At 66.7% G+C, this 18,758-nt stretch carries 19 protein-coding genes; 4 read left to right on the forward strand and 15 right to left on the reverse strand.

Going from position 1 to position 18,758, the window contains the following annotated elements:
• Positions 1–73: 73 nt before the first annotated feature.
• Positions 74–313 (forward strand): FitA-like ribbon-helix-helix domain-containing protein, encoded by a 240-nt coding sequence (locus VE25_RS04465; RefSeq protein ID WP_046107398.1) that lies wholly within the window; start codon positions 74–76, stop codon positions 311–313.
• Positions 310–732: a type II toxin-antitoxin system VapC family toxin gene (locus VE25_RS04470; protein WP_046107399.1), complete on the forward strand. Its 423-nt coding sequence runs from the start codon at positions 310–312 to the stop codon at positions 730–732. The genes VE25_RS04465 and VE25_RS04470 overlap by 4 nt, the downstream gene beginning before the upstream one ends.
• On the opposite strand, the gene ftsA is transcribed toward VE25_RS04470, so the two are convergent.
• The 7 genes from ftsA to VE25_RS04505 form a co-directional block, all read right to left on the reverse strand.
• Positions 729–2,027 (reverse strand): cell division protein FtsA, encoded by a 1,299-nt coding sequence (gene ftsA / locus VE25_RS04475; protein WP_046107417.1) that lies wholly within the window; start codon positions 2,025–2,027, stop codon positions 729–731. The genes VE25_RS04470 and ftsA overlap by 4 nt on opposite strands.
• An 11-nt stretch (positions 2,028–2,038) precedes the next feature.
• Positions 2,039–2,917 carry a cell division protein FtsQ/DivIB gene (locus VE25_RS04480; RefSeq protein ID WP_052731725.1) on the reverse strand — a complete coding sequence of 293 codons (879 nt, stop codon included), beginning with the start codon at positions 2,915–2,917 and terminating at the stop codon, positions 2,039–2,041.
• Positions 2,905–3,825 (reverse strand): D-alanine--D-alanine ligase, encoded by a 921-nt coding sequence (locus VE25_RS04485; protein WP_046107400.1) that lies wholly within the window; start codon positions 3,823–3,825, stop codon positions 2,905–2,907. Before VE25_RS04485 ends, VE25_RS04480 begins: the two co-directional genes overlap by 13 nt.
• A gap of 187 nt (positions 3,826–4,012) precedes the next feature.
• Positions 4,013–4,990, reverse strand: coding sequence for a UDP-N-acetylmuramate dehydrogenase (gene murB / locus VE25_RS04490; protein ID WP_046107401.1), 978 nt, complete (start codon positions 4,988–4,990; stop codon positions 4,013–4,015).
• Positions 4,987–6,405 carry a UDP-N-acetylmuramate--L-alanine ligase gene (murC, locus tag VE25_RS04495; protein ID WP_046107402.1) on the reverse strand — a complete coding sequence of 473 codons (1,419 nt, stop codon included), beginning with the start codon at positions 6,403–6,405 and terminating at the stop codon, positions 4,987–4,989. Before murC ends, murB begins: the two co-directional genes overlap by 4 nt.
• Before the next feature lie 16 nt (positions 6,406–6,421).
• Positions 6,422–7,516 (reverse strand): undecaprenyldiphospho-muramoylpentapeptide beta-N-acetylglucosaminyltransferase, encoded by a 1,095-nt coding sequence (murG, locus tag VE25_RS04500; protein ID WP_046107403.1) that lies wholly within the window; start codon positions 7,514–7,516, stop codon positions 6,422–6,424.
• On the reverse strand, positions 7,513–8,673 hold the full coding sequence (locus VE25_RS04505; protein ID WP_046107404.1) for an FtsW/RodA/SpoVE family cell cycle protein: 1,161 nt from the start codon (positions 8,671–8,673) through the stop codon (positions 7,513–7,515). The genes murG and VE25_RS04505 overlap by 4 nt, the downstream gene beginning before the upstream one ends.
• A gap of 167 nt (positions 8,674–8,840) precedes the next feature.
• Between VE25_RS04505 and VE25_RS04510 the strand changes: the two genes are divergently transcribed.
• Positions 8,841–9,086, forward strand: a complete 246-nt coding sequence (locus VE25_RS04510) for a type II toxin-antitoxin system Phd/YefM family antitoxin (RefSeq protein WP_046107405.1) — start codon at positions 8,841–8,843, stop codon at positions 9,084–9,086.
• Positions 9,087–9,494 carry a type II toxin-antitoxin system VapC family toxin gene (locus VE25_RS04515; RefSeq protein WP_201776042.1) on the forward strand — a complete coding sequence of 136 codons (408 nt, stop codon included), beginning with the start codon at positions 9,087–9,089 and terminating at the stop codon, positions 9,492–9,494.
• Here VE25_RS04515 and mraY read toward each other — a convergent pair.
• The 8 genes from mraY to VE25_RS04555 form a co-directional block, all read right to left on the reverse strand.
• Positions 9,491–10,576 carry a phospho-N-acetylmuramoyl-pentapeptide-transferase gene (gene mraY, locus VE25_RS04520; RefSeq protein WP_046107406.1) on the reverse strand — a complete coding sequence of 362 codons (1,086 nt, stop codon included), beginning with the start codon at positions 10,574–10,576 and terminating at the stop codon, positions 9,491–9,493. The two genes, VE25_RS04515 and mraY, sit on opposite strands and share 4 nt — an antisense overlap.
• Before the next feature lie 28 nt (positions 10,577–10,604).
• On the reverse strand, positions 10,605–11,999 hold the full coding sequence (locus VE25_RS04525) for a UDP-N-acetylmuramoyl-tripeptide--D-alanyl-D-alanine ligase (protein WP_046107407.1): 1,395 nt from the start codon (positions 11,997–11,999) through the stop codon (positions 10,605–10,607).
• A gap of 2 nt (positions 12,000–12,001) precedes the next feature.
• The gene (locus VE25_RS04530) at positions 12,002–13,438 is read right to left on the reverse strand and encodes a UDP-N-acetylmuramoyl-L-alanyl-D-glutamate--2,6-diaminopimelate ligase (protein WP_046107408.1); all 1,437 of its coding nucleotides are present in this window, start codon (positions 13,436–13,438) and stop codon (positions 12,002–12,004) included.
• Between the two features lie 28 nt (positions 13,439–13,466).
• Complete coding sequence (locus VE25_RS04535; protein ID WP_046107409.1) at positions 13,467–15,173, reverse strand: peptidoglycan D,D-transpeptidase FtsI family protein; 1,707 nt, start codon at positions 15,171–15,173, stop codon at positions 13,467–13,469.
• Positions 15,174–15,551, reverse strand: a complete 378-nt coding sequence (gene ftsL / locus VE25_RS04540) for a cell division protein FtsL (RefSeq protein ID WP_046107410.1) — start codon at positions 15,549–15,551, stop codon at positions 15,174–15,176.
• Positions 15,548–16,543, reverse strand: a complete 996-nt coding sequence (gene rsmH, locus VE25_RS04545) for a 16S rRNA (cytosine(1402)-N(4))-methyltransferase RsmH (RefSeq protein ID WP_046107411.1) — start codon at positions 16,541–16,543, stop codon at positions 15,548–15,550. The genes ftsL and rsmH overlap by 4 nt, the downstream gene beginning before the upstream one ends.
• A 173-nt stretch (positions 16,544–16,716) precedes the next feature.
• Positions 16,717–16,932: a SlyX family protein gene (locus tag VE25_RS04550; RefSeq protein ID WP_046107412.1), complete on the reverse strand. Its 216-nt coding sequence runs from the start codon at positions 16,930–16,932 to the stop codon at positions 16,717–16,719.
• Positions 16,929–18,602 carry a Na/Pi cotransporter family protein gene (locus tag VE25_RS04555; protein ID WP_046107413.1) on the reverse strand — a complete coding sequence of 558 codons (1,674 nt, stop codon included), beginning with the start codon at positions 18,600–18,602 and terminating at the stop codon, positions 16,929–16,931. The genes VE25_RS04550 and VE25_RS04555 overlap by 4 nt, the downstream gene beginning before the upstream one ends.
• Positions 18,603–18,758 lie beyond the last annotated feature (156 nt).

Below are 18,758 nucleotides of genomic sequence, written 5' to 3' on the forward strand. Positions count from 1 at the left end.
ATCTCGCCTCCTCCACTTGTAGTCTGATATCTCTCTATGATATTTTGCTATCACCTGTGCGAGGATCAAATGCATGGCTGCCGTCACTATTCGCAACATTCCCGATGAGACGCATCGCGCTCTGAAGCAGCGCGCCAAGCAGCATGGCCGCAGCACCGAAGCGGAAATTCGCGAGATCCTGACTGAGGCTGTTCATCCCAAGGGCGACGTGAAGATTGGCACTGAGCTCGCCAAGCTTGGACGGCGTTACGGGGGCATAGACCTCAACATCGAACGGGATAGGTCCGTTACGGAACCGGCCGAGTTCGAATGATCGTTCTCGATACGAACGTCGTGTCCGAGGTGATCCGCTCGGACCCGAGCCTGGCTGTTATCGGTTGGCTCGACCGCCAGCCTTCAAACTCGCTTTACCTGACCGCGACCAGTCTCGCGGAACTATTGGTCGGCATCGCCTACCTCCCGCCGGGACGCCGAAGGACCAGCCTGCACAAGGATATGATTGAGCTAGTGGATGCTCTGTTCGGCGATCGTGTGTTGGCCTTTGATGGTGGGGCGGCTGTAAAATACGCCGATATCGTCAGTACCGCGCGATCCCGGGGACGCACCATTTTGGTCGCGGACGGCCAGATCGCCGCGATAGCCTCGGCCAAGGGGTTTTCTGTCGCAACCCGCGACGTTGCCCCGTTCCACGCCGCAGGCGTGGACGTCATTAATCCCTGGGAAGCCGCCTAAAAGCTCGTCCGCAGCCAGTTGCCGACGCGAGCGAGGTACCCGTCCGTGCCGGTGAGCTTGCGCACAGGCCGGGGCTCGGCGTACTCGTTGACGCAGACCTGCGGGTAGACGAGCATGCCGGCGACGGCGGCGAAGGCGGCGCCCTTGGCGATTTCGGGCAGGCCCGCGATGCCCATGGGGCGGCCGTTGCGCACGTTCCTGGCGAGTACGCGCCGCGCGACCTCCGGCAGGCCGGTGAGTTCGCTCGCTCCGCCCGTCAGGACGAAGCGGCGCCCGCAGACATCCATCATGCCGGTCGCCTGCATGCGGTCGCGGACGGCGGTCAAAATCTCTTCGATGCGCGGGCGCATGATGCGGGTGAGGACCGAGCGGGCCACCTGCCCCGGCGCTTCGTCATGGGTCGCGCCGACCGGCTGGATCGGGATCATGTCGCGCTCGTCCGCCTGGCCGGGCAGCACCGAGCCGTAGAAGGTCTTGAGGCGTTCTGCGTCAGCGATCGAGACCGAGAGCTGCCGGGCAAGATCGAGCGTCAGGTGGTGTCCGCCGATGGCGATCGCGTCGGCATAGACGAGATGCCCTTCGTTGAAGACGGAGACCGTGGTCGTCGCACCGCCGAAGTCGATGCAGGCGACGCCGAGCTTGGACTCGTCGTCGACGAGGGTCGCAAGGCCTGAGGCATAGGGCGTGGCGATCAGCGCCTCGATCTGCAGGTGACACCGGTGCAGCACGAGCTCGAGATTGCGCATGGCGAGCGTCTCGGCGCTGACGACGGCGACATCGACGCCGAGCTTTTCTCCCACCATCCCCTTGGGGTCGGCAACACCCTTCTGCCCGTCGAGCGAGAAGCCGATGGGCAGCGCATGGATGATCGAGCGTTCGGGGCGCACCGAGCGCCCGTTGACGGCGCGCAGCACCTTGACGATGTCGGCCTTCTCCACCTCCTCGCCGTCGAGCGAGACGGTGGCCGAGAAGGTTTCCGAGCCGAGCCGCCCGGCGGTGACGTTGACGATGACAGTCTCGACCGTCAGGCCCGCCGCGCGTTCGGCCATGCCGACGACGGAGCGGATGGCGTGCTCGGCCTTGTCGATGTCGGTGACGACGCCACTCTTGACGCCTGCCGACGGTCCGTAGCCGAAGCCGATGACATCGGCCTTGTGGGTGCGGCCCTTCAGGGCCTTGCCTTCCGGCCGCGGCGTCAGCCGCGCGATCACGCAGCACATCTTGACCGAGCCGATATCGAGCACCGCCACCAGGCTCGTGCGGCCGGGCTGGACCGGACGGAGTCGGGTTGTCATGGAGTCGGTGATCATGGCTTGTCGTCTTCTTCGCGTTTGGCAGGGCGCAGCGCCACCAGCTCGGGGATGCGCAGGTCTATGATGGTGACGTCCCGGTCGAGCAGCGCATAGTCGCGCTGGTAGCCCTCGAGATCGCGCAGCGCCTGCGCGACGCCGAACTCGGGCAGCTGCACGCGCAGCCCCGTATCGTAGATCATGTCCCAGCGCCGGTCGGCGATGCGCGAGAGGGCGACGATATCGGCGGAAAGGTCCGGGAACTGTTCGAGCGAGCGGATCATGGCCATGGCATCGTCCGCCGCGCCGTCGCCGATGATGAGCGGCAGGTCGCCCCAGGCGCCCTGGTCCTCGCCGATCTGCAGGCCCTGCGCATCGACGAGGAAGGTGATGCCGTCGACCCGCCAGCGCGCGACGGGGGCTTTTTCGCTCACGGTGACGATGACGTCGCCCGGATAGACCTTGCGGATGGTGACCGTCTCGATGGCGGGAAGGTCGGCGATGCGCGAACGGGCCGCCTCCGCGTCGAAGTCGAGGGTCGAGGTGCGCGGCGCGATGCCGAGCGCGGCGAGGATATCGCTCTCGCGCGTCAGCATCTGGCCGGAAATCGAGATTTCTCCGACGGCAAAGCCCGCGTCGGCGAACTCGCCCTGCACCAGGTCGCCGGCCGCCGTCAGCCCTGCCCCGATCGGCTCGCGCAGTTGCCAGGCGGCGAGCGCGAGGATCATGACGACGAGGACGGCGGCGCCGCGCAGAACCAGACGGCGCTGCAGGACCCAGAAGTGCTCGATGCCGATCCGCAGCCGCCGCTTCGGCCTCCGCTGCACCACGGGCAGCGAACGCGGATCGACGGGCCGGGCGTTGGCTAGGATTGCCTTGGACCCTACCTGTTGCAACTCGCGTCCTCCACCATCCAGGAGACAAGCTCTTCGAACGAATGCCCTGCGGCAAGCGCCTGCTCCGGAACGAGGGAGGTCGGGGTCATGCCCGGTTGAGTGTTGATCTCCAGGCAGACCAGTTCGCCATCTTCGCCTGCCTGGTCGTTGTAACGGAAGTCCGTCCGCGTCACGCCCCGACAGCCCAGTGCAGCATGGGCCTTGAGGCTCATTTTCTGCACTTTGTCGTAAATATTCGGTGAAACCTGCGCCGGCACGATGTGGCGCGAGCCACCTTTCGCGTACTTGGCCTCGTAATTGTAGAAGGCGAGGTCGGTAACGATCTCGGTGACGCCAAGCGCGACGTCCCCCATCACCGCGCAGGTCAGCTCACGGCCCGGGATGTAGCGCTCCACCATCACCTCCTCGCCCAGCGTCCAATCCTCGCGCAGAAGCTCCTGCGGCGGGTGGCTCTGGTCGGCCTTGACGATGAAGACGCCGAAGCTCGAGCCGTCGGCGATCGGCTTGACGACGTAGGGCGGCTCCATGACGTGGGCGCGCGCCACCTCCGACCTCGACGCGACGATATGGTCGGTGACCGGAATGCCGGCCGCCCTGAACATGATCTTGGACTGGTGCTTGTCCATGGCGAGGGCCGAGGCGAGGACCCCCGAATGGGTATAGGGCTGCTGCAAAAGCTCGAGAACACCCTGCATCATGCCGCTCTCGCCGAACGGCCCGTGCAGCGCGTTGAACGCGACATCGGGCTTGAGATCGGCGAGCACTGTGGCGATGTCGCGCCCGACGTCCACCTCGGTGACCTTGTAGCCCGCGTTGCGCAGCGCCGCGGCGCATTCGCCCCCGGACATCAGCGATACCGGCCGCTCGGCGGACCACCCGCCCATGAGGACGGCGACGTGCTTGGTCATGGGTGGCTCCGGTGGTAGAGGGCAAGATTAGGAGGAAGACTGAAGGACACCCCCCTCCCATCCTCCCCCGCAAGGGGGGAGGTATGGCGTGGTGCTCCTGGCAGGATCGTGCCACATGCACAGTGCGGCACCTCCCCCCTTGCGGGGGAGAATGGGAGGGGGGTCGCGCGCAGCGCGTCCTCAACCATCACACCGGCCCCGTGAACACGTCGCCGTCGAGGAACTCACGCACCTCGCGGCCGGGGACGAAATGGCCCATGCGGCGGATTTCCCACTGCAGGTCGATGCCGTGCTTGGCGCGGACCCTGTTGCGGACCGTCTCGCCCAGCGTCTCGATGTCGTGGGCGTCGGCCTCGCCGAGGTTGAGGAGGAAGTTGGCGTGCATCTCGCTAATCTGCGCATCGCCCACTTTGAGGCCGCGGCAACCCGCCTCGTCGATGAGCTTCCAGCTCGAATGCCCCTCGGGGTTCTTGAAGGTCGAGCCGCCCGTCTTGGCGCGGGTCGGCTGGCTGGATTCGCGCTTCTCGGTGATCTCGCGCATGCGGGCGAGGATATCCTCCTTGTCACCCGGCAGCCCCTGATAGATCGCCGAAGTGAAGATGGCCCCCCGCGGACCGTTGGACTTGCGGTAGCGGTAGCCCATGTCCGCGTTGGTCAGGGTAATGATCTCGCCTTGCCGCGTGACCGCGCGCAGTTCGGCGACGCGCTCGCGCGTCTCGGTGCCGTAGCAGCCCGCGTTCATGTAGAGCGCTCCGCCGATGCCGCCGGGAATGCCGCGATAGAAGGAAAGGCCATCGATCCCCGCTTCGGCGGCGGCCGTCGCGACCTTCACATCCGGCAGCGCCGTGCCGACCTTCAGCCGGTGCCCGTCGAGCACCTCGATCTGGCCGAACGCCTTGCCGGACAAGCGGATGACGACGCCGTCGAGCCCGCCGTCGCGGATGAGGAGGTTGGAGCCGAGCCCGATGGTCGTGACCTTGATCTCTGCCGGCAGGTTCTTGAGGAAGAATGCCAGGTCCTCCTCGTCGGCCGGCATGAAGAACAGTTGCGCCGGCCCGCCGACACGGAACCAGGTGACTTCCGAGAGCGGCTGGTTGGGCACCAGCTTGCCGCGGACCTCGTCGATCCACGGCTTCAGGGCCGGGATGAGATCGGGATAGGTCATTCCGGCTCCTTGCCCAGAGCCGAGCCGAGTTCGCCCGGCAGCGCCGCCGCCCATTGAGTGATGTTGCCGGCTCCGAGGCAGACGACGTAGTCGCCCTCGGCGACGCGCTCGGCAAGCGTTGCCGCCAGCACCTCCGGTCCCTCGATGGTGTGGGCGTCGCGATGACCGCGCGCGCGGATACGAGCGCCCAGCTCCTCGTGCGTCACGCCCGGCAGGGGCTGCTCGCCGGCGGCGTAGACCGGGGCGACCAGCACCGTGTCGGCATCGTTGAAGCAGGTGGCGAAATCGTCGAAGAGGTCATGGAGTCGCGAATAACGGTGAGGCTGCATCACCGCGACGACGTCGCGCTTGGCCGATTGACGAGCCGCCCGCAGCACCGAGGCGATCTCGACGGGATGATGCCCGTAGTCGTCGATGATTGTGACGCCGCCGACGACGCCGGTGCGGGTGAAACGGCGCTTGACGCCCGAGAAGCCCTTCAGCCCCTTGCGGATGGCGTCGGCCGGCACGTGCAGCTGGTCGGCGACGGCGATGGCCGCGGTGGCATTGAGCGCGTTGTGCTCGCCCGGCATGGGCAGCTCCAGCCCGTCGATGCGCAGATGCGTCATGCGGATGCGATCACGGATCTCGACCGCGAACCGGCTGGTGCCGTTCTCGTTGACGAGATCGACGAGGCGCACGTCCGCCTGCGGGTTGCGCCCATAGGTGATGACGCGCCGGTCGCGCACTTCGCCGACCAGCGACTGCACCTCCGGGTGGTCGAGGCACATGACGGCAAAGCCGTAGAACGGAACGTTCTCGACGAAGGTGTGGAAGGCCTTCCGGACGCCGTCGAAATCCTTGTAGTGGTCGAGGTGCTCGGGATCGATATTGGTGACGACCGCCACGTCCGCCGGCAGCTTGACGAAGGTGCCGTCGCTCTCGTCGGCCTCGACCACCATCCACTCCCCGCCCCCGAGCCGCGCATTGGTGCCGTAGGCGTTGATGATGCCGCCGTTGATGACCGTCGGGTCCATGTTGGCGGCGTCCAGCAGGGTCGCGACCAGCGTCGTGGTCGTGGTCTTGCCGTGCGTGCCGCCGATGGCGATGGCGTTCTTGAACCGCATGATCTCGGCCAGCATCTCGGCGCGCCGCACCACCGGAAGGAACCGGGCGCGCGCAGCGGCGAGCTCCGGATTGTCCTTCCTGATCGCCGAGGAGACGACGACCACCGCCGCTTCGCCCAGGTTGTCGGGCGACTGGCCGATGGCGACCTTGATGCCCAGATCCTGAAGGCGCTGCACATTGGCGCTCGCGGCCGCATCCGACCCCTGCACCTTGTAGCCCTGGTTGAAGAGGATTTCGGCGATGCCGCTCATGCCGATGCCGCCGATGCCAATGAAGTGCACCGGCCCGATGTTGCGCGGCATTTTCATGCGAGATGTTCCATTTCTAGTGCCCCTGCCCGGCGAGCCGCTCGGCGAGGTCCGCGAGCTTTTCCACCGATCTTGGCTGGCCGAGCGTCCTGGCCGCCGCCGCGGCGTTCTGAAGCGTTGCCGGGTCCGATAACAATGTTGCGAGGCGAGTGCCAAGCGATTGCGGTGAAAGCGTGGCCTGCTCGGCGATCCACCCGCCACCCGCCGCCTCGACGACAAGCGCATTGTTCTTCTGGTCCGCATCGAGCGAACCCGGCAGGGGCACAAGGATGGCTGGCCGGCCGATCGCGGTAAGGTCTGCGATCGTCGATGCTCCTGACCGCGAGATGACGAGATGCGTCCCCGCCAGCCGGTCGGGCAGATCGGCAAAGAACGGCGCCAACTCGACATTGACCCGCGCCTGCCGGTAGGCGTCCGCCACCCTGTCGAGGTCCTCGGGCCGGCATTGCTGGGCAATAACCAGGCGATGGCGCAGATCCTCCGGCAGCCCGGCGACCGCCGGCGGCACGAGGTCGGCGAAGACCCGGGCCCCCTGGCTGCCGCCGAAAACCAGGATGCGGACCGGCCCGTCGGCCGAGAGCGCGGGATAGGGAGTGCCAGCCAGGGTGCGCACGCGATCGCGGACCGGATTGCCGGTCACCACCCGCTCGATCTTCAGTGTTTCGGCGAACTTGACGGTCTCGAAACCGGTGGCGAGCACGTCGGCGAACCGGATCAGCGCCTTGTTGGCGCGCCCCAGAACGACGTTGGCCTCGTGCAGGATCCCCGGGATGCCGAGGATTCGTGCCGCGATCATCGGCGGAAACGTCGGATAGCCGCCGAACCCGATCACCGCGTCCGGCGCGATATTGCGAAGCTTGGCGACCGCCACCCCGATGCCGCCGAGGATGGTGAAGCCTGCCTGGGCGAATTTGATCGGGTTGGAGATCGAAGGCGTCGCCGCCGGCACGATGTGGGTTCTATCGGCCGGAAAATCCTGCCCGTAGCTTGCCACGCGATGATCGGTCATCAGGTGGATGGCGTGACCGCGGCGGCGCAGTTCCTGCGCCAGCGCCATGGCCGGGAAGAGGTGCCCTCCCGTGCCGCCGGCCATGAGTACGAAGGTCTTCATTCGGCGGGCGCCAGCGCGGTTCTGTAGATGGGCAGTCCGGTGGACAAGCGTTCCTCGGGCTTGGTGCGGGTCAGGGCCAGCATTAGCCCCATTCCGAAGGCCACCGCAATCATCGAGGTGCCGCCATAGGAGACGAACGGCAACGTCATGCCCTTCGGGGGGATGAGGTTGAGGTTCACGGCGAGATTGATGCCGGCTTGCATGGCGACCTGGATGGCGAGCGTCGAGGCGGCGAGCCGCGCGAAAAGACTCGACTGGCGCTGCGCCGCCATCAGCGCGCGGATGACGATGAAGCCGAAGAGCGAAACGAGCACCAGGCAGAAGAGAATGCCGAACTCACCCGCCGCCGCCGAGAACACGTAGTCGGCATGGGCGTCGGGGATGAGCTTCTTGGCGATGGATTCGCCCGGCCCCCGGCCGAACCAGCCGCCCTCGAGCAGCGATTGCAGCGCCCGGTCGATCTGGTAGGTGTTGCCGCCCCCTTCCGGGTTGATGAAGGTGTCGATGCGGCGCGCGAAGTGCGGGAAGAAGGCATAAGCCGCCACCAGCATGCCGCCGGCAGCGCCCCCGAGAATGAAGATGATCCACCAGGAGATGCCTGAGAGAAAAAGCAGCACCGCCCAGGTTGCAAAGACCAGGCCCGTCTGCCCGATGTCGGGCTGCAGCAGGAGCGCGCCCAGAATGCTGAGCATCAGCAGCGAGGCGATGGTGCGGCCCGGCACGTTCTTCAAAATCATGCTCTCCGAAATGAGCCAAGCGGCAATGACGGCGAAGGCGGGCTTGACGAACTCGGACGGCTGCAGCGACTGGCCGGCGAACGAGATCCAGCGCCGCGCGCCCTTGACCTCGGTGCCGAAGCGCAGGGTGGCCCAGAGCAGCACGAAGCTGATGGCGAGGGTGACGACCGCCGCGACACGTGCCTGGCGATGCGTGAGGAACGAGGTGGCGACCAGCACCGCGACCGTCGGCACCAGGAACCCGGCATGGCGGATGACGAAATGCCAGGGGCTGAGCCCCAGGCGCTCGGCCACCGGCGGACTGGCCGGAAAGCTCAGCACCATGCCGGCGGCCAGCAGCAGCAGCAGCGCCGCCAGGAGGCCGCGATCGATGCTCCACCACCATTCGGCGAGGGGTGTCTTCTGGGCGCGTGAGAACATGGCGACGCCGACCGGTTAGCCGGTCCCTTTTGAATAAAAGTGTAGCGCCGACATTAGCGCGCCGGTGGTTACCGATTTCCAACCGCGCTTGCGAATTGCGAAAGAGGCCGTGGATTGTTGGTTAATGGTATGATCGCTATATAGGAAACCACGCACGGAGGTCCGCGATGGACGACAAGTGGGAATTCCGCCCCGGCAGCGATTTCGCCGAGGTGATCGACAAGGTCGAGCACGGGGAGACCGTCGAGGTCGTCCACGATGGACGCGTCGTAGCGCGGGTGGTGCCGGTCGAGCAGGAGCGGGATGTAGCGAAGGCTCGTGCAGCAGCCGCGCGCATTCGCGAACGCCGCGGAGGAATCACATTGGGACCGGGCTTGACGATCAAGGATCTCATTAACGAGGGCCGCAAGTAGGTGATCGTGGTCGATTCGTCCCTGGTGATGACTTGGTACTTGGAGGATGAGGTCACGCCAGCGACAGAGCGCATCTTTGACCAAGTCACACGCGATGGCGCTGTCGTGCCCTCCCTTTGGCGGCTGGAAATCGCCAACGCGTTCAGGACGGCAATTCGCAAAAACCGGATGACCTCCCGTTATCGAGACGAGTCCTTGGCCGACTTGCAACTTCTGGATATCGTTGTCCGAGATGACACACACGAGCGCGCCTGGACCGAAATCCTTGCCCTCTCTGACAGGCACGGTCTGACGCCCTACGACGCCTCCTATCTCGAGCTTGCGCTGCGCGAGCGCCTGCCGCTCGCCAGCCTCGACAAAGCCCTCCTTGCCGCCGCTCGCGCCGAAGGTCTGGAGACCCTGCCCTAGCGTAGCTTCAGCGAGCTCAGCCCGATCAGCGCCAGCACGAACGCGATGATCCAGAAGCGGATCACCACCTGGCTTTCTGTCCAGCCCAGATGCTCGAAGTGGTGGTGGATCGGCGCCATGCGGAAGACGCGCTTGCCGGTGAGGCGGAACGAGACCACCTGCACGATGACCGAGATGGTTTCGAGGACGAAAAGACCGCCGACGATGGCGAGGACGATCTCGTGCTTCGTCGCGACCGCGATGGAGCCGAGCGCACCGCCCAGCGCCAGCGAGCCGGTGTCGCCCATGAAAATCTGCGCCGGAGGGGCGTTGAACCACAGGAACCCGAGCCCTGCCCCGATCAGCGCCCCGCAGACGACCGAGAGCTCGGCCGTGCCCGGCACGTAGTTGATGAGCAGGTAGTCCGAGAAGGTCACCGAGCCGACGAGGTAGGCGATGAGCCCGAAGCACGCGGCCGCCACCATCACCGGCACGATGGCGAGGCCGTCGAGGCCGTCGGTGAGGTTGACCGAATTTCCGGCGGCGACGATTACGAACGCGCCAAAGACGACGAAGAACCAGCCGAGTTCGAGCGCCAGGCCCTTGACGAACGGGAAGAGCAGCGAGGTCGAGAACGGGTCCTCGCCGAGCTGGGCGATGGCAAAGCACGCGACACCGGCGATCACCGCCTCGATGGCGAGGCGCTGCTTGCCGCCGAACCCCTTGTGGCTCATGCGCTTGACCTTGAGGAAGTCATCATAAAAGCCGATGGCGCCGAAGCCGATAGTGACCAGCAGCACCACCCACACATAGCCGTTGGAAAGGTTGGCCCAGAGCAGGGTCGAGATGACGACGCCCGAGAGGATCATCAGCCCGCCCATGGTGGGCGTGCCCTTCTTGGTCAGCAGGTGCCCCTGCGGCCCGTCCTCGCGGATCGGCTGCCCGCGCCCCTGGCGCAGGCGCAGCGCCTTGATCATGCCGGGGCCGAACAGGAAGATGAAAAACAGCGCCGTGATGACGGCGCCGGCGGTGCGGAAGGTGATGTAGCGGAAGACGTTGAAGGCCGAGAGGGTATCCCCTAACTGGCCGAGAAAATAGAGCATGTCGCCAAAGGTCCTCGCTGGCCGGCGGTTATCGGAATTTATCGCGAATTTTCTGGACGAGTCCCGCCAGCCGCATGCCGTTGGACCCTTTGACCATAACTGCATCGCCATAGGCAAGGCTGTCGAGCAGCGGTTCGGCGAGCTCTTGCGCGCTTTTCACATGCAGCGTGACGCGCCTGGAACCCAGCGCCTCGGCCAGCGCGCCCATGCCCTCGCCGACGAGATAGACGTGGTCCGCCCCGCTCTCTCGAACGGCATCGGCAAGGCTCGCGTGGAGCGCCGGACTGTCCCGGCCAAGCTCGAGCATGTCGGCGAGAACAACCACCTTGCGCCCGCCCGGCGCCGCCTGGCCGGCGAACACCTCGAGTGCGGCGCGCATCGAGGCGGTATTGGCGTTGTAGCTCTCGTCGATGAGGACGAGCGGGTTCCGGGCATCGCCGAGCAGCGCCTTCTGGCCCCTGCCTGCCTGGGCCCCGAATGCGGAAAGCGCGCCGAGCGCCACATCGGGCTCGATGCCGCTGAGCACGGCAGCCGCCAAAGCGCCCGCTGCATTGGCCATCATGTGCCGGCCGGGCGCCGCGACCGCCAGCCGGTAGCGCTCGCCGCCGTGGCGGATTTCGGCGCTGCCCTGATCGCCCAGGGTCTCGTAGTTCACGACCCGCCAGTCGCAGCCCTCGGCAAAGCCGTAGGTGACGATGGTCTCGACGCCAGCCTTTTTGGCCTCCTCACGCAGGAGGTCGAGCTGATCATGGTCCGCGCCGAGGAGCGCGATCCCGCCGGGTTCGAGCCCGGAAAAGATCTCCGCCTTGGCGCGGGCGATGCCCTCGAGCGAGCCGAAGGCGTCGAGATGGGCGGGAGCGATTGAGGTGATGACGGCGATGTGCGGGCGCACCATGCCGACCAGCGGCGTGATCTCGCCCGCATGGTTCATGCCGATCTCGAAAATGCCGAAATCGGCCTTGCGCGGCAGGCGCGCCAGCGTCAGCGGCACGCCCCAATGGTTGTTGAAGCTCTTGACCGAGGCATGGGTGTCGCCGGCAGCCGAAAAGGCGAGGCGCAGACCTTCCTTGGTCGTCGTCTTGCCGACGCTTCCCGTGACCGCGACGATCCGCGCCCGCGAGCGCGCCCGCGCGGCCCGCGCCAGGGCCCGCAGCCCTTCAAGCGGATCGGGCACGACCAGCAGCGGACCGGAAAGTCCGGCCGCTCGTTCCTCGGCGACCATGGCCGCCGCCGCGCCGTTGGATAGCGCCGCCTCGACGAAATCGTGCCCATCGAAGCGGTCGCCCCTGATGGCGACGAACAGCGCCTCGGGCTCGATCTCGCGCGAGTCGATGGAGATGGAAAAGACGCCCTCCTCCGGGAGCCCCCGATCGATGCCGCCGGTGGCGGCAACGAGCTCGTCGCGGGAAAAGAGCGCCGCCATCCTCAGCCGCCTATCGTCTCGACCACGACTTCGTGGTCCGAGAAGTGGTGCTTGGTGGTGCCGATGATCTGGTAGTCCTCGTGACCCTTGCCGGCGATCAGCAGTACGTCGCCGTTCTTCAGTTCGCCCACGGCCGTCTCGATGGCCTTGCGCCGGTCGCCGATCTCGCGCGCGCCTTTGGCGGCGGCCAGGATTTCGCCGCGGATGGTCCCGGCGTCCTCGGTGCGCGGATTGTCGTCGGTGACGATCACGTCGTCGGCGAGGCGGGCCGCGACCTCGCCCATCATCGGGCGCTTGCCCTTGTCGCGATCGCCGCCCGCGCCGAAGACGACGCGCAGCTTGCCCTTGGCATAGGGGCGCAACGACATGAGCGCATGCTCGAGCGCGGCGGGCTTGTGCGAATAGTCGACGAAGACCGCAGCGCCCTTGTGCTCGCCCACGAGCTCCAGCCGCCCCTTGGCGCCCTTAAGTTGCTCGAGCGCAGGAAACGCATCCTTCTTGTCGACGCCGGTCGACATGGCGAGAGCCGCCGCGATGAGCGCGTTGGAGACCTGGAACTCGCCGGTCAGCGGCAGGAGGAAGCTGAGCTTTTCCCCGATATGCCGCACGGTCACACGCTGCCCGTATCCCTCCGGCTCGATGGAGAGGATCTCGATGTAGGCGCCCTCGCGCCCGACCGTCAGCAGCGTCGAACCGCGCGAGAGGGCCGCGAACATGAACGGTTCGTGCTCGGGATCGTCGACATTGACCACCGCCGGGCCGCTGTCGACCAGCAGGTCGGTGAAGAGCCGCAGCTTGGCGTTGCGGTAGGCGTCCATGTCGCCGTGGTAGTCGAGATGGTCGCGGTTGAGGTTGGTGAAGGCCACCGCCTCGAAATAGCACCCGTCGAGCCGGCGTTGCTCCAGCCCATGACTCGAGGCCTCGAGCGCCACGTGGTTGATGCCCTGCGCCTTGAGGGCGCGCAGGTTCTGGTGGAGCGCGCGCGAGTCCGGGGTGGTCAGGCTTCCCTCGCGCAGGCCCCGGCGCGTCTCGACGCCGAGCGTGCCGATGCTGCCGGCGGCGATCCCCGCATATTCCCAGATCTGACGGGTGAACGAGGCGACCGAGGTCTTGCCGTTGGTGCCGGTGACGGCGACGATGATCTCGGGCTGCGGATCGAAGATGCGCGAGGCGGCGCGCGCATAGGCGGCGCGCACATCGGCGACCTTGATGACCGGCACGCCGGGATCACCGACCGGATCGCGGTCCGACACCACCGCCAGCGCCCCGCGCTTGACCGCCTCGTCGATGTGCTCGATGCCGTGGGTATTGAGCCCAGGCAGGGCAAAGAACACATCGCCCGGCTCGATGGCCCGGCTGTCCGAATGGATGCCGAAGACCGTCGCCAGCCCCTTCTTGGGCCGGGCGCCCGAGCCCTCCAGCAGTTGCGTTACGCTCAATGACACGTGGGGGTATCCTTCTGGATATCTATCTCAACATGGGCGGCGTCAGCGCCGTATCGATCTCGGGACGGAAGTCCGGCTGCACGCCGAGCATCGGAGCGATGCGCTTGACGATGCGGCCGGTGACCTCGCCCGCGTTCCAGCCGGCGGTGTTGCCGGACTGCGGGTTCTCGCGCTGCGCCTCGTCGACGAGGATGACGATCGCGTATTGCGGATTGTCCATCGGGAAGGCCGAGGCGAAGACGTTGAGGTTCTTGTCCGAAGAATAGCGCCCGTCAACGACCTTTTCAGCCGTCCCGGTCTTGCCGCCGGTCCGGTAGCCCTCGGCGATGCGGTTCATGCGGCTGCCGGAGCCCTCGATGGCGTTGAGGCGCATGAGGTAGCGCATGGAGGCGCTGGCCTCGGGCGTGAGCACGTGGCGATAGAGCGCCTGCGCCTCCTCGGGCGTGCGCTTGTAGAGGGTCGGCGGCACGTAGTTGCCGCCATTGGTGAAGGCCGAGAACGCCACCGCCATGTGCAGCGGCGAGACGCTGAGGCCATGCCCGAACGAGGCGGTGGCCGCCCCGACCTCGGAGAAGGTCGCCGGCACGACGGGATTGCGCATCTCGGGCAGCTCGAGGGGCACGCGCGCATCGAACCCGAGACGGGTGAGGAACGCGCGATAGTTGTCCTTGCCCCAGGTCTGCATGATGCGGATGGTGCCGATGTTGGACGAGTACTTGTAGATCTCGGGCACGCTGAGGATGCGGTGCTTGCCGTGGAAATCATCGATGGTGTAGCGCCCGAAGCGGATGCCGAAGCGAGCATCGAACTGGTCGGTGATCCTGACCGTGCCGCTGTCGAGCGCGCCGGCCAGGGTCACCGTCTTGAAGGTCGAGCCGAGCTCGAAGATGCCCGAGGTGATGCGATTGAAGGAGTCCCGGACCAGGGCCGTCGCCGGCTCGTTGGGATCGAAATCGGGGAGCGAGGCCATGGCGACGATCTCGCCGGTATGGACGTCCATGATGACGCCCGCCGCGGCGATCGCCTGATAGCGCGTGAGGGAATCGCGCAGCTCGTCGTAGACCGCGTGCTGCACGCGCATGTCGACCGAAAGCTGCACCGGCGTCAGTGCGTTACCGCGCGCCAGCCCCAGCTCCTGCAAGAGCGCGACGTTGTCGTCGTCCATGTGCTTTTCGATGCCGGCGATGCCCTGATTGTCGACGTTGACGGAACCGAGGATATGCGAAGCCTCGTTCATGCCCGGATAGAAGCGCTTGCTCTCGGTGATGAAATCGATGCCCGGGATGCCGAGGCGCATGATGCGCTCCTGGATCGCAGGCGTCAGTTCGCGCTTGATCCAGACGAACCCGCGGTCACCGGTCAGCCGGCGGCGCAGCCATTGCGGGTCGAGGTCGGGAAGGACCGTCAGCAGCGCCTCGGCCGCCTCGTCGACATCAATGATGCGGCGTGGCTCGGCAAAGAGCGAGGGCACCTTGATGTCGACCGCCATCTCGAGCCCATTCCGGTCGAGGATCGGCGGGCGCGTCGCCTGGATGGCGTCGCGGGTCTGGCCCTCGATGCGCGTATCGGTCTCGACGAGACCGAGCTGCACCAGCCGCCCGCCGACGAGCGCGAAACCGAGGACGATGGCGAAGATCATCCAGCGGATGCGCGTCTGCGTCAGGTTTCCGCGGACCTTGCGCGCCCCATCGAGCGCGATGGGCAGGCTCTCGCCGGTCATCACCGCCATTTACTGGATCTCCTCGAGGATCGCGCCGATGGGGTCGACGCCTGCTTCGAGCATTTCGAACAGGTCGTTCATCGCCCCGGCATCCGGCTGGGCGGGCCGCATCGGCAGGTCGGTGAACGCGCCGAACTGGCGCGGCGAGACCTGGGCGAGCTGCAGCGCATCCTGGTGCCGGATGACGATGGGCGCGATGTGGCCCGGCTGGTTGAGCACGGCCCAATCAGCCTTGAGGAGCGAAAGCTCGGCTTCCTGCTCGCCGATATGGGCTTCGAGCGCCCGCTTTTCCCCGGCCGTGTGCTCGATCGAGAACTTGAGGATGTAGACGCTGGCGAGCGCCACGGTCGCGGCGATCAGCAGAAAGATGTTGAACTTCTGGATCATGCCGCCCCCCTCACACGGGGAACGCCGAGGCCTTCGTAGCTCACCGGCCGAGCCGGAGCAGCCGAGCGTTTGGCGCCGCGCAGCGTCGAGGAGCGGGCGCGCGGATTGCGCTGCAATTCAGCAGGACCCGGCTTTGCCGCCTTGGCGACATCCAGCCAGCGCGGCTCCTCGCGCACGACCTGCGGCAGGTGGCGCGACTGGGCGGGACCGCCCTTTTCAGGATTGAAGAACCGCTTGACGATGCGGTCTTCGAGCGAATGGAAGGTGACGACGGCGAGCCGCCCGCCCTCACCCAGCAGCCGCTCGGCGGCAAAAAGGCCTTCGACCAGCTGGTCGAACTCGCCATTGACCGCGATGCGCAGCGCCTGGAAGGCGCGCGTTGCCGGATGCATCTCGCCGGGCTTGCGGCCCACCGCCTTCTCGATGACGCGGGCAAGCTCCAGCGTCGTCTCGATCGGCGCATCGGCGCGCGCCGCGACGATGAACTGCGCGATGCGCCGCGACTTGCGCTCCTCGCCGAAGGCATAGAGCAGATTGGCGAGCTCTTCGGCATCGAGCGAGTTGACGAGATCGGCCGCGCTCGTCCCCTCTCCGCTCATGCGCATGTCGAGCGGCCCCTCGCGCATGAAGGAGAAGCCACGCCCGGCCTCGTCGAGCTGCATGGAGGACACGCCGATGTCGAGCACCACGCCATCGACCGGTCCGGTTGCGAGTGTGTCGAGCTCGGAAAATGTCCCGGCTACGAAGGTGAAGCGGCCCGGAAACTCGGCCGAAAGCCGCTCGGCGAAGGACCTGACGCCGGGGTCGCGGTCGATAGCGATGACCTCGGCCCCCGCTTCGAGGAGCGCGCGCGAATAGCCGCCGGCCCCGAAGGTGCCGTCGACGACTCGGCTGCCGGACAGGGGCGCGAGCGCCGCCAGCACCTCGTCGAGCAGCACGGGGATATGCGGGGCCGCCTCCCCGCTGGTCTCGGGCTGGATACGCTCGCCCATCGTTCGCCGCTACTCCACTCCCGGCCCGCCGGCCGGCACTCTTGGGTTCGCGCGCCGATCCGCGCGGAACACGGTTCCGCGTCTGGCGCGGATATTTGTCGGCACTTTGACCAAGGACGTTTAAGATTCTGTTTCCCATTGCCGGCCGCGCGCCGGGCTCGGTGGAAAATCCGCTAATAGTGCGGCGGCGGCCGCTCCACGGCACCCCCGGCGCGGGCGGAAAGCTCGGCCTCGGCCAGCTCTTCCTCCAGCCGGGCGAGCTTGCGCTGCAGCGCTTCGATCACCTTCCATTGATCGGTGATGACCGTGTTGAGGTCCTCGATCGCCTGCTCCTGGTAGGCGACGCGCACCTCCAGCGCCTCGATGCGCTCGGCGTCCGAGCCCGTCACGAGGCCGAACCTCCGTTGTCCCGCGCCAGCCGGCTGTCGAGCAGATCCCCGCTCTCGGCCAGGATCGGATAGGCGACACTGGCAAAGAGCGAGTTGATGGTCTTCAATGCCCGCACCGTCTCAAGGTGGATATTGCTGGTCTCGATGCTCTGCGAGGCGCCCTGGCGCAGGCGCTGCAGGTGCCCGCTGGCGCTGGCGCGCTCGGCCTGGCCCATGGCATCCTTCTCGGCGAGCAGCAGGCGCGCGGATTCCCGGTCCTCCGACATCAGCACATTGAGGGCGAGCTGCATGTTCTGCATAACCCGGTGGTGCAACTCGTTGAGCTCGCGCCAGCCGGCGGGCGAGAACTTGAGGTTCTGGTCGCGCCGCGTCTCGGCGAGCTTGACCAGCGTCTTGGAGATGGCGTCGCCCACATACTCGAGGTTGATGGCGAAGTTGGCGAGCTCGTGCCCGCGCCGGGCCTCGTCCTGCATGGTCTCGGGGTAGCTGATCTGGGCGAGGTAGAGCTTGATGTCCTGCTGGGCGCGATCGACCGCCTCCTCGAGGCGCTTGACCTGCCGGATCTTTTCCGGATCGCCCGTCTCGTAGAGCTCCATCAGGGGCTTCAGCATCCGCTCGATGATCTCGGCCATGCGCAACAGCTCGCGCTTGGCGCTGGCGAGCGCCAGGGCCGGCTGGTCGACGACAGCAGGATCGAGGCACGAGCTCGCCGCAACGAGCGGCGGCGGCTCGGCCACGGACGGCTTGATAAGGCGGGTGACCAGCCGCGCCACCGGCCCGGTGAGCGGCAGGCAGACGACGAGCAGCATGAGGTTGAACACGAGGTGCAGGTTGATGACCTGGCGCGCGACGCCCTGCCCCAGGATGTCGAGCGGCGGCTGGAGGTAGTGGAAGGCGACGAGCACGAGCGCCGCCCCGACGCCGCGGAACAGCAGGTTGCCCGCCGCGATCCGCCGCGCCTCGACGACGCTGTTGCGGGTGAGCCCGAGCGCGATCAGCCCGCCGCCGAGATTGGCCCCGAGCATCAGCGACACGCCGAGCTCCAGCGGCACAAGCCCCTGCGCGGCGAACGTTGCGACCATCAGGATCGAAGCGACGCTCGAATGCACGAGCCACGTGAACGCAGCCCCGATGAGGAATGCGGTGACGAAGTCGCTCGCCAGGTACCCGACGATATCGGGCAGGAACTCGGCCTCGCGCAACGGCAGCGTCGCCTGCCCGATCATCTGCAGCGAGACGAGGATCAACGCGATGCCCATGACGATACGCCCGCCCTGCCGCCACGGCCGCGACGTGCCCTTGAAGAACAGCGCCCCGCCGATGACCAGCAGCACCGGGATCAGCCAATGCAGGTCGACGGAAAGGATCTGCACCACCAGCGCCGAGCCGAGATCGGCCCCGAGCATCAGCGTCAGCCCCGTCGCCAGCGTCAGCGTCCCGCTGCCGGCGAACCCGGCCGCCAGCAGCGCCACCGCCGTCGAGCTCTGCAGCACGATGGCGATTCCCGTTCCAACCGCCGCGGCGCGCAGCTTCCCGCCTCCACTCTCGCGCAGCAGGCGCTTCAGCGCCGGCTCCTGGCTGCGCTCGACGCCCGTGCGCACCATGCGCACGGCCCAGAGCAGCAAGGTGATGGCGCCGGCGAGATGGAGAAGAACGAGATAGAGGTTCATCGCGGTCGAATGGCTCCTGAACGGCTAACTGGAAAGGATCGCCGATTTGGGTCTTGCAGCGCAAGCCTTTGCTGCGAAACCGGCAGGATGATGAACGATGGGACGGTAGGCTGGTTCCGAGTTCGCTCCCCTCCCCTTGAGGGGAGGGGTCGGGGG

The sequence above is a fragment of the Devosia geojensis genome (assembly GCF_000969415.1).
Classification (GTDB): Bacteria; Pseudomonadota; Alphaproteobacteria; order Rhizobiales; family Devosiaceae; genus Devosia; species Devosia geojensis.

Excerpts from the sequence above, each read along its gene's own strand:
- VE25_RS04465 (WP_046107398.1), top strand. The coding sequence starts at position 74 with ATGGCTGCCGTCACTATTCGCAACATTCCCGATGAGACGCATCGCGCT.
- VE25_RS04470 (WP_046107399.1), top strand. The coding sequence starts at position 310 with ATGATCGTTCTCGATACGAACGTCGTGTCCGAGGTGATCCGCTCGGAC.
- ftsA (WP_046107417.1), bottom strand. The coding sequence starts at position 2,027 with ATGACAACCCGACTCCGTCCGGTCCAGCCCGGCCGCACGAGCCTGGTG.
- VE25_RS04485 (WP_046107400.1), bottom strand. The coding sequence starts at position 3,825 with ATGACCAAGCACGTCGCCGTCCTCATGGGCGGGTGGTCCGCCGAGCGG.
- murB (WP_046107401.1), bottom strand. The coding sequence starts at position 4,990 with ATGACCTATCCCGATCTCATCCCGGCCCTGAAGCCGTGGATCGACGAG.
- murC (WP_046107402.1), bottom strand. The coding sequence starts at position 6,405 with ATGAAAATGCCGCGCAACATCGGGCCGGTGCACTTCATTGGCATCGGC.
- murG (WP_046107403.1), bottom strand. The coding sequence starts at position 7,516 with ATGAAGACCTTCGTACTCATGGCCGGCGGCACGGGAGGGCACCTCTTC.
- VE25_RS04505 (WP_046107404.1), bottom strand. The coding sequence starts at position 8,673 with ATGTTCTCACGCGCCCAGAAGACACCCCTCGCCGAATGGTGGTGGAGC.
- VE25_RS04510 (WP_046107405.1), top strand. The coding sequence starts at position 8,841 with ATGGACGACAAGTGGGAATTCCGCCCCGGCAGCGATTTCGCCGAGGTG.
- mraY (WP_046107406.1), bottom strand. The coding sequence starts at position 10,576 with ATGCTCTATTTTCTCGGCCAGTTAGGGGATACCCTCTCGGCCTTCAAC.
- VE25_RS04525 (WP_046107407.1), bottom strand. The coding sequence starts at position 11,999 with ATGGCGGCGCTCTTTTCCCGCGACGAGCTCGTTGCCGCCACCGGCGGC.
- VE25_RS04535 (WP_046107409.1), bottom strand. The coding sequence starts at position 15,173 with ATGGCGGTGATGACCGGCGAGAGCCTGCCCATCGCGCTCGATGGGGCG.
- ftsL (WP_046107410.1), bottom strand. The coding sequence starts at position 15,551 with ATGATCCAGAAGTTCAACATCTTTCTGCTGATCGCCGCGACCGTGGCG.
- rsmH (WP_046107411.1), bottom strand. The coding sequence starts at position 16,543 with ATGGGCGAGCGTATCCAGCCCGAGACCAGCGGGGAGGCGGCCCCGCAT.
- VE25_RS04555 (WP_046107413.1), bottom strand. The coding sequence starts at position 18,602 with ATGAACCTCTATCTCGTTCTTCTCCATCTCGCCGGCGCCATCACCTTG.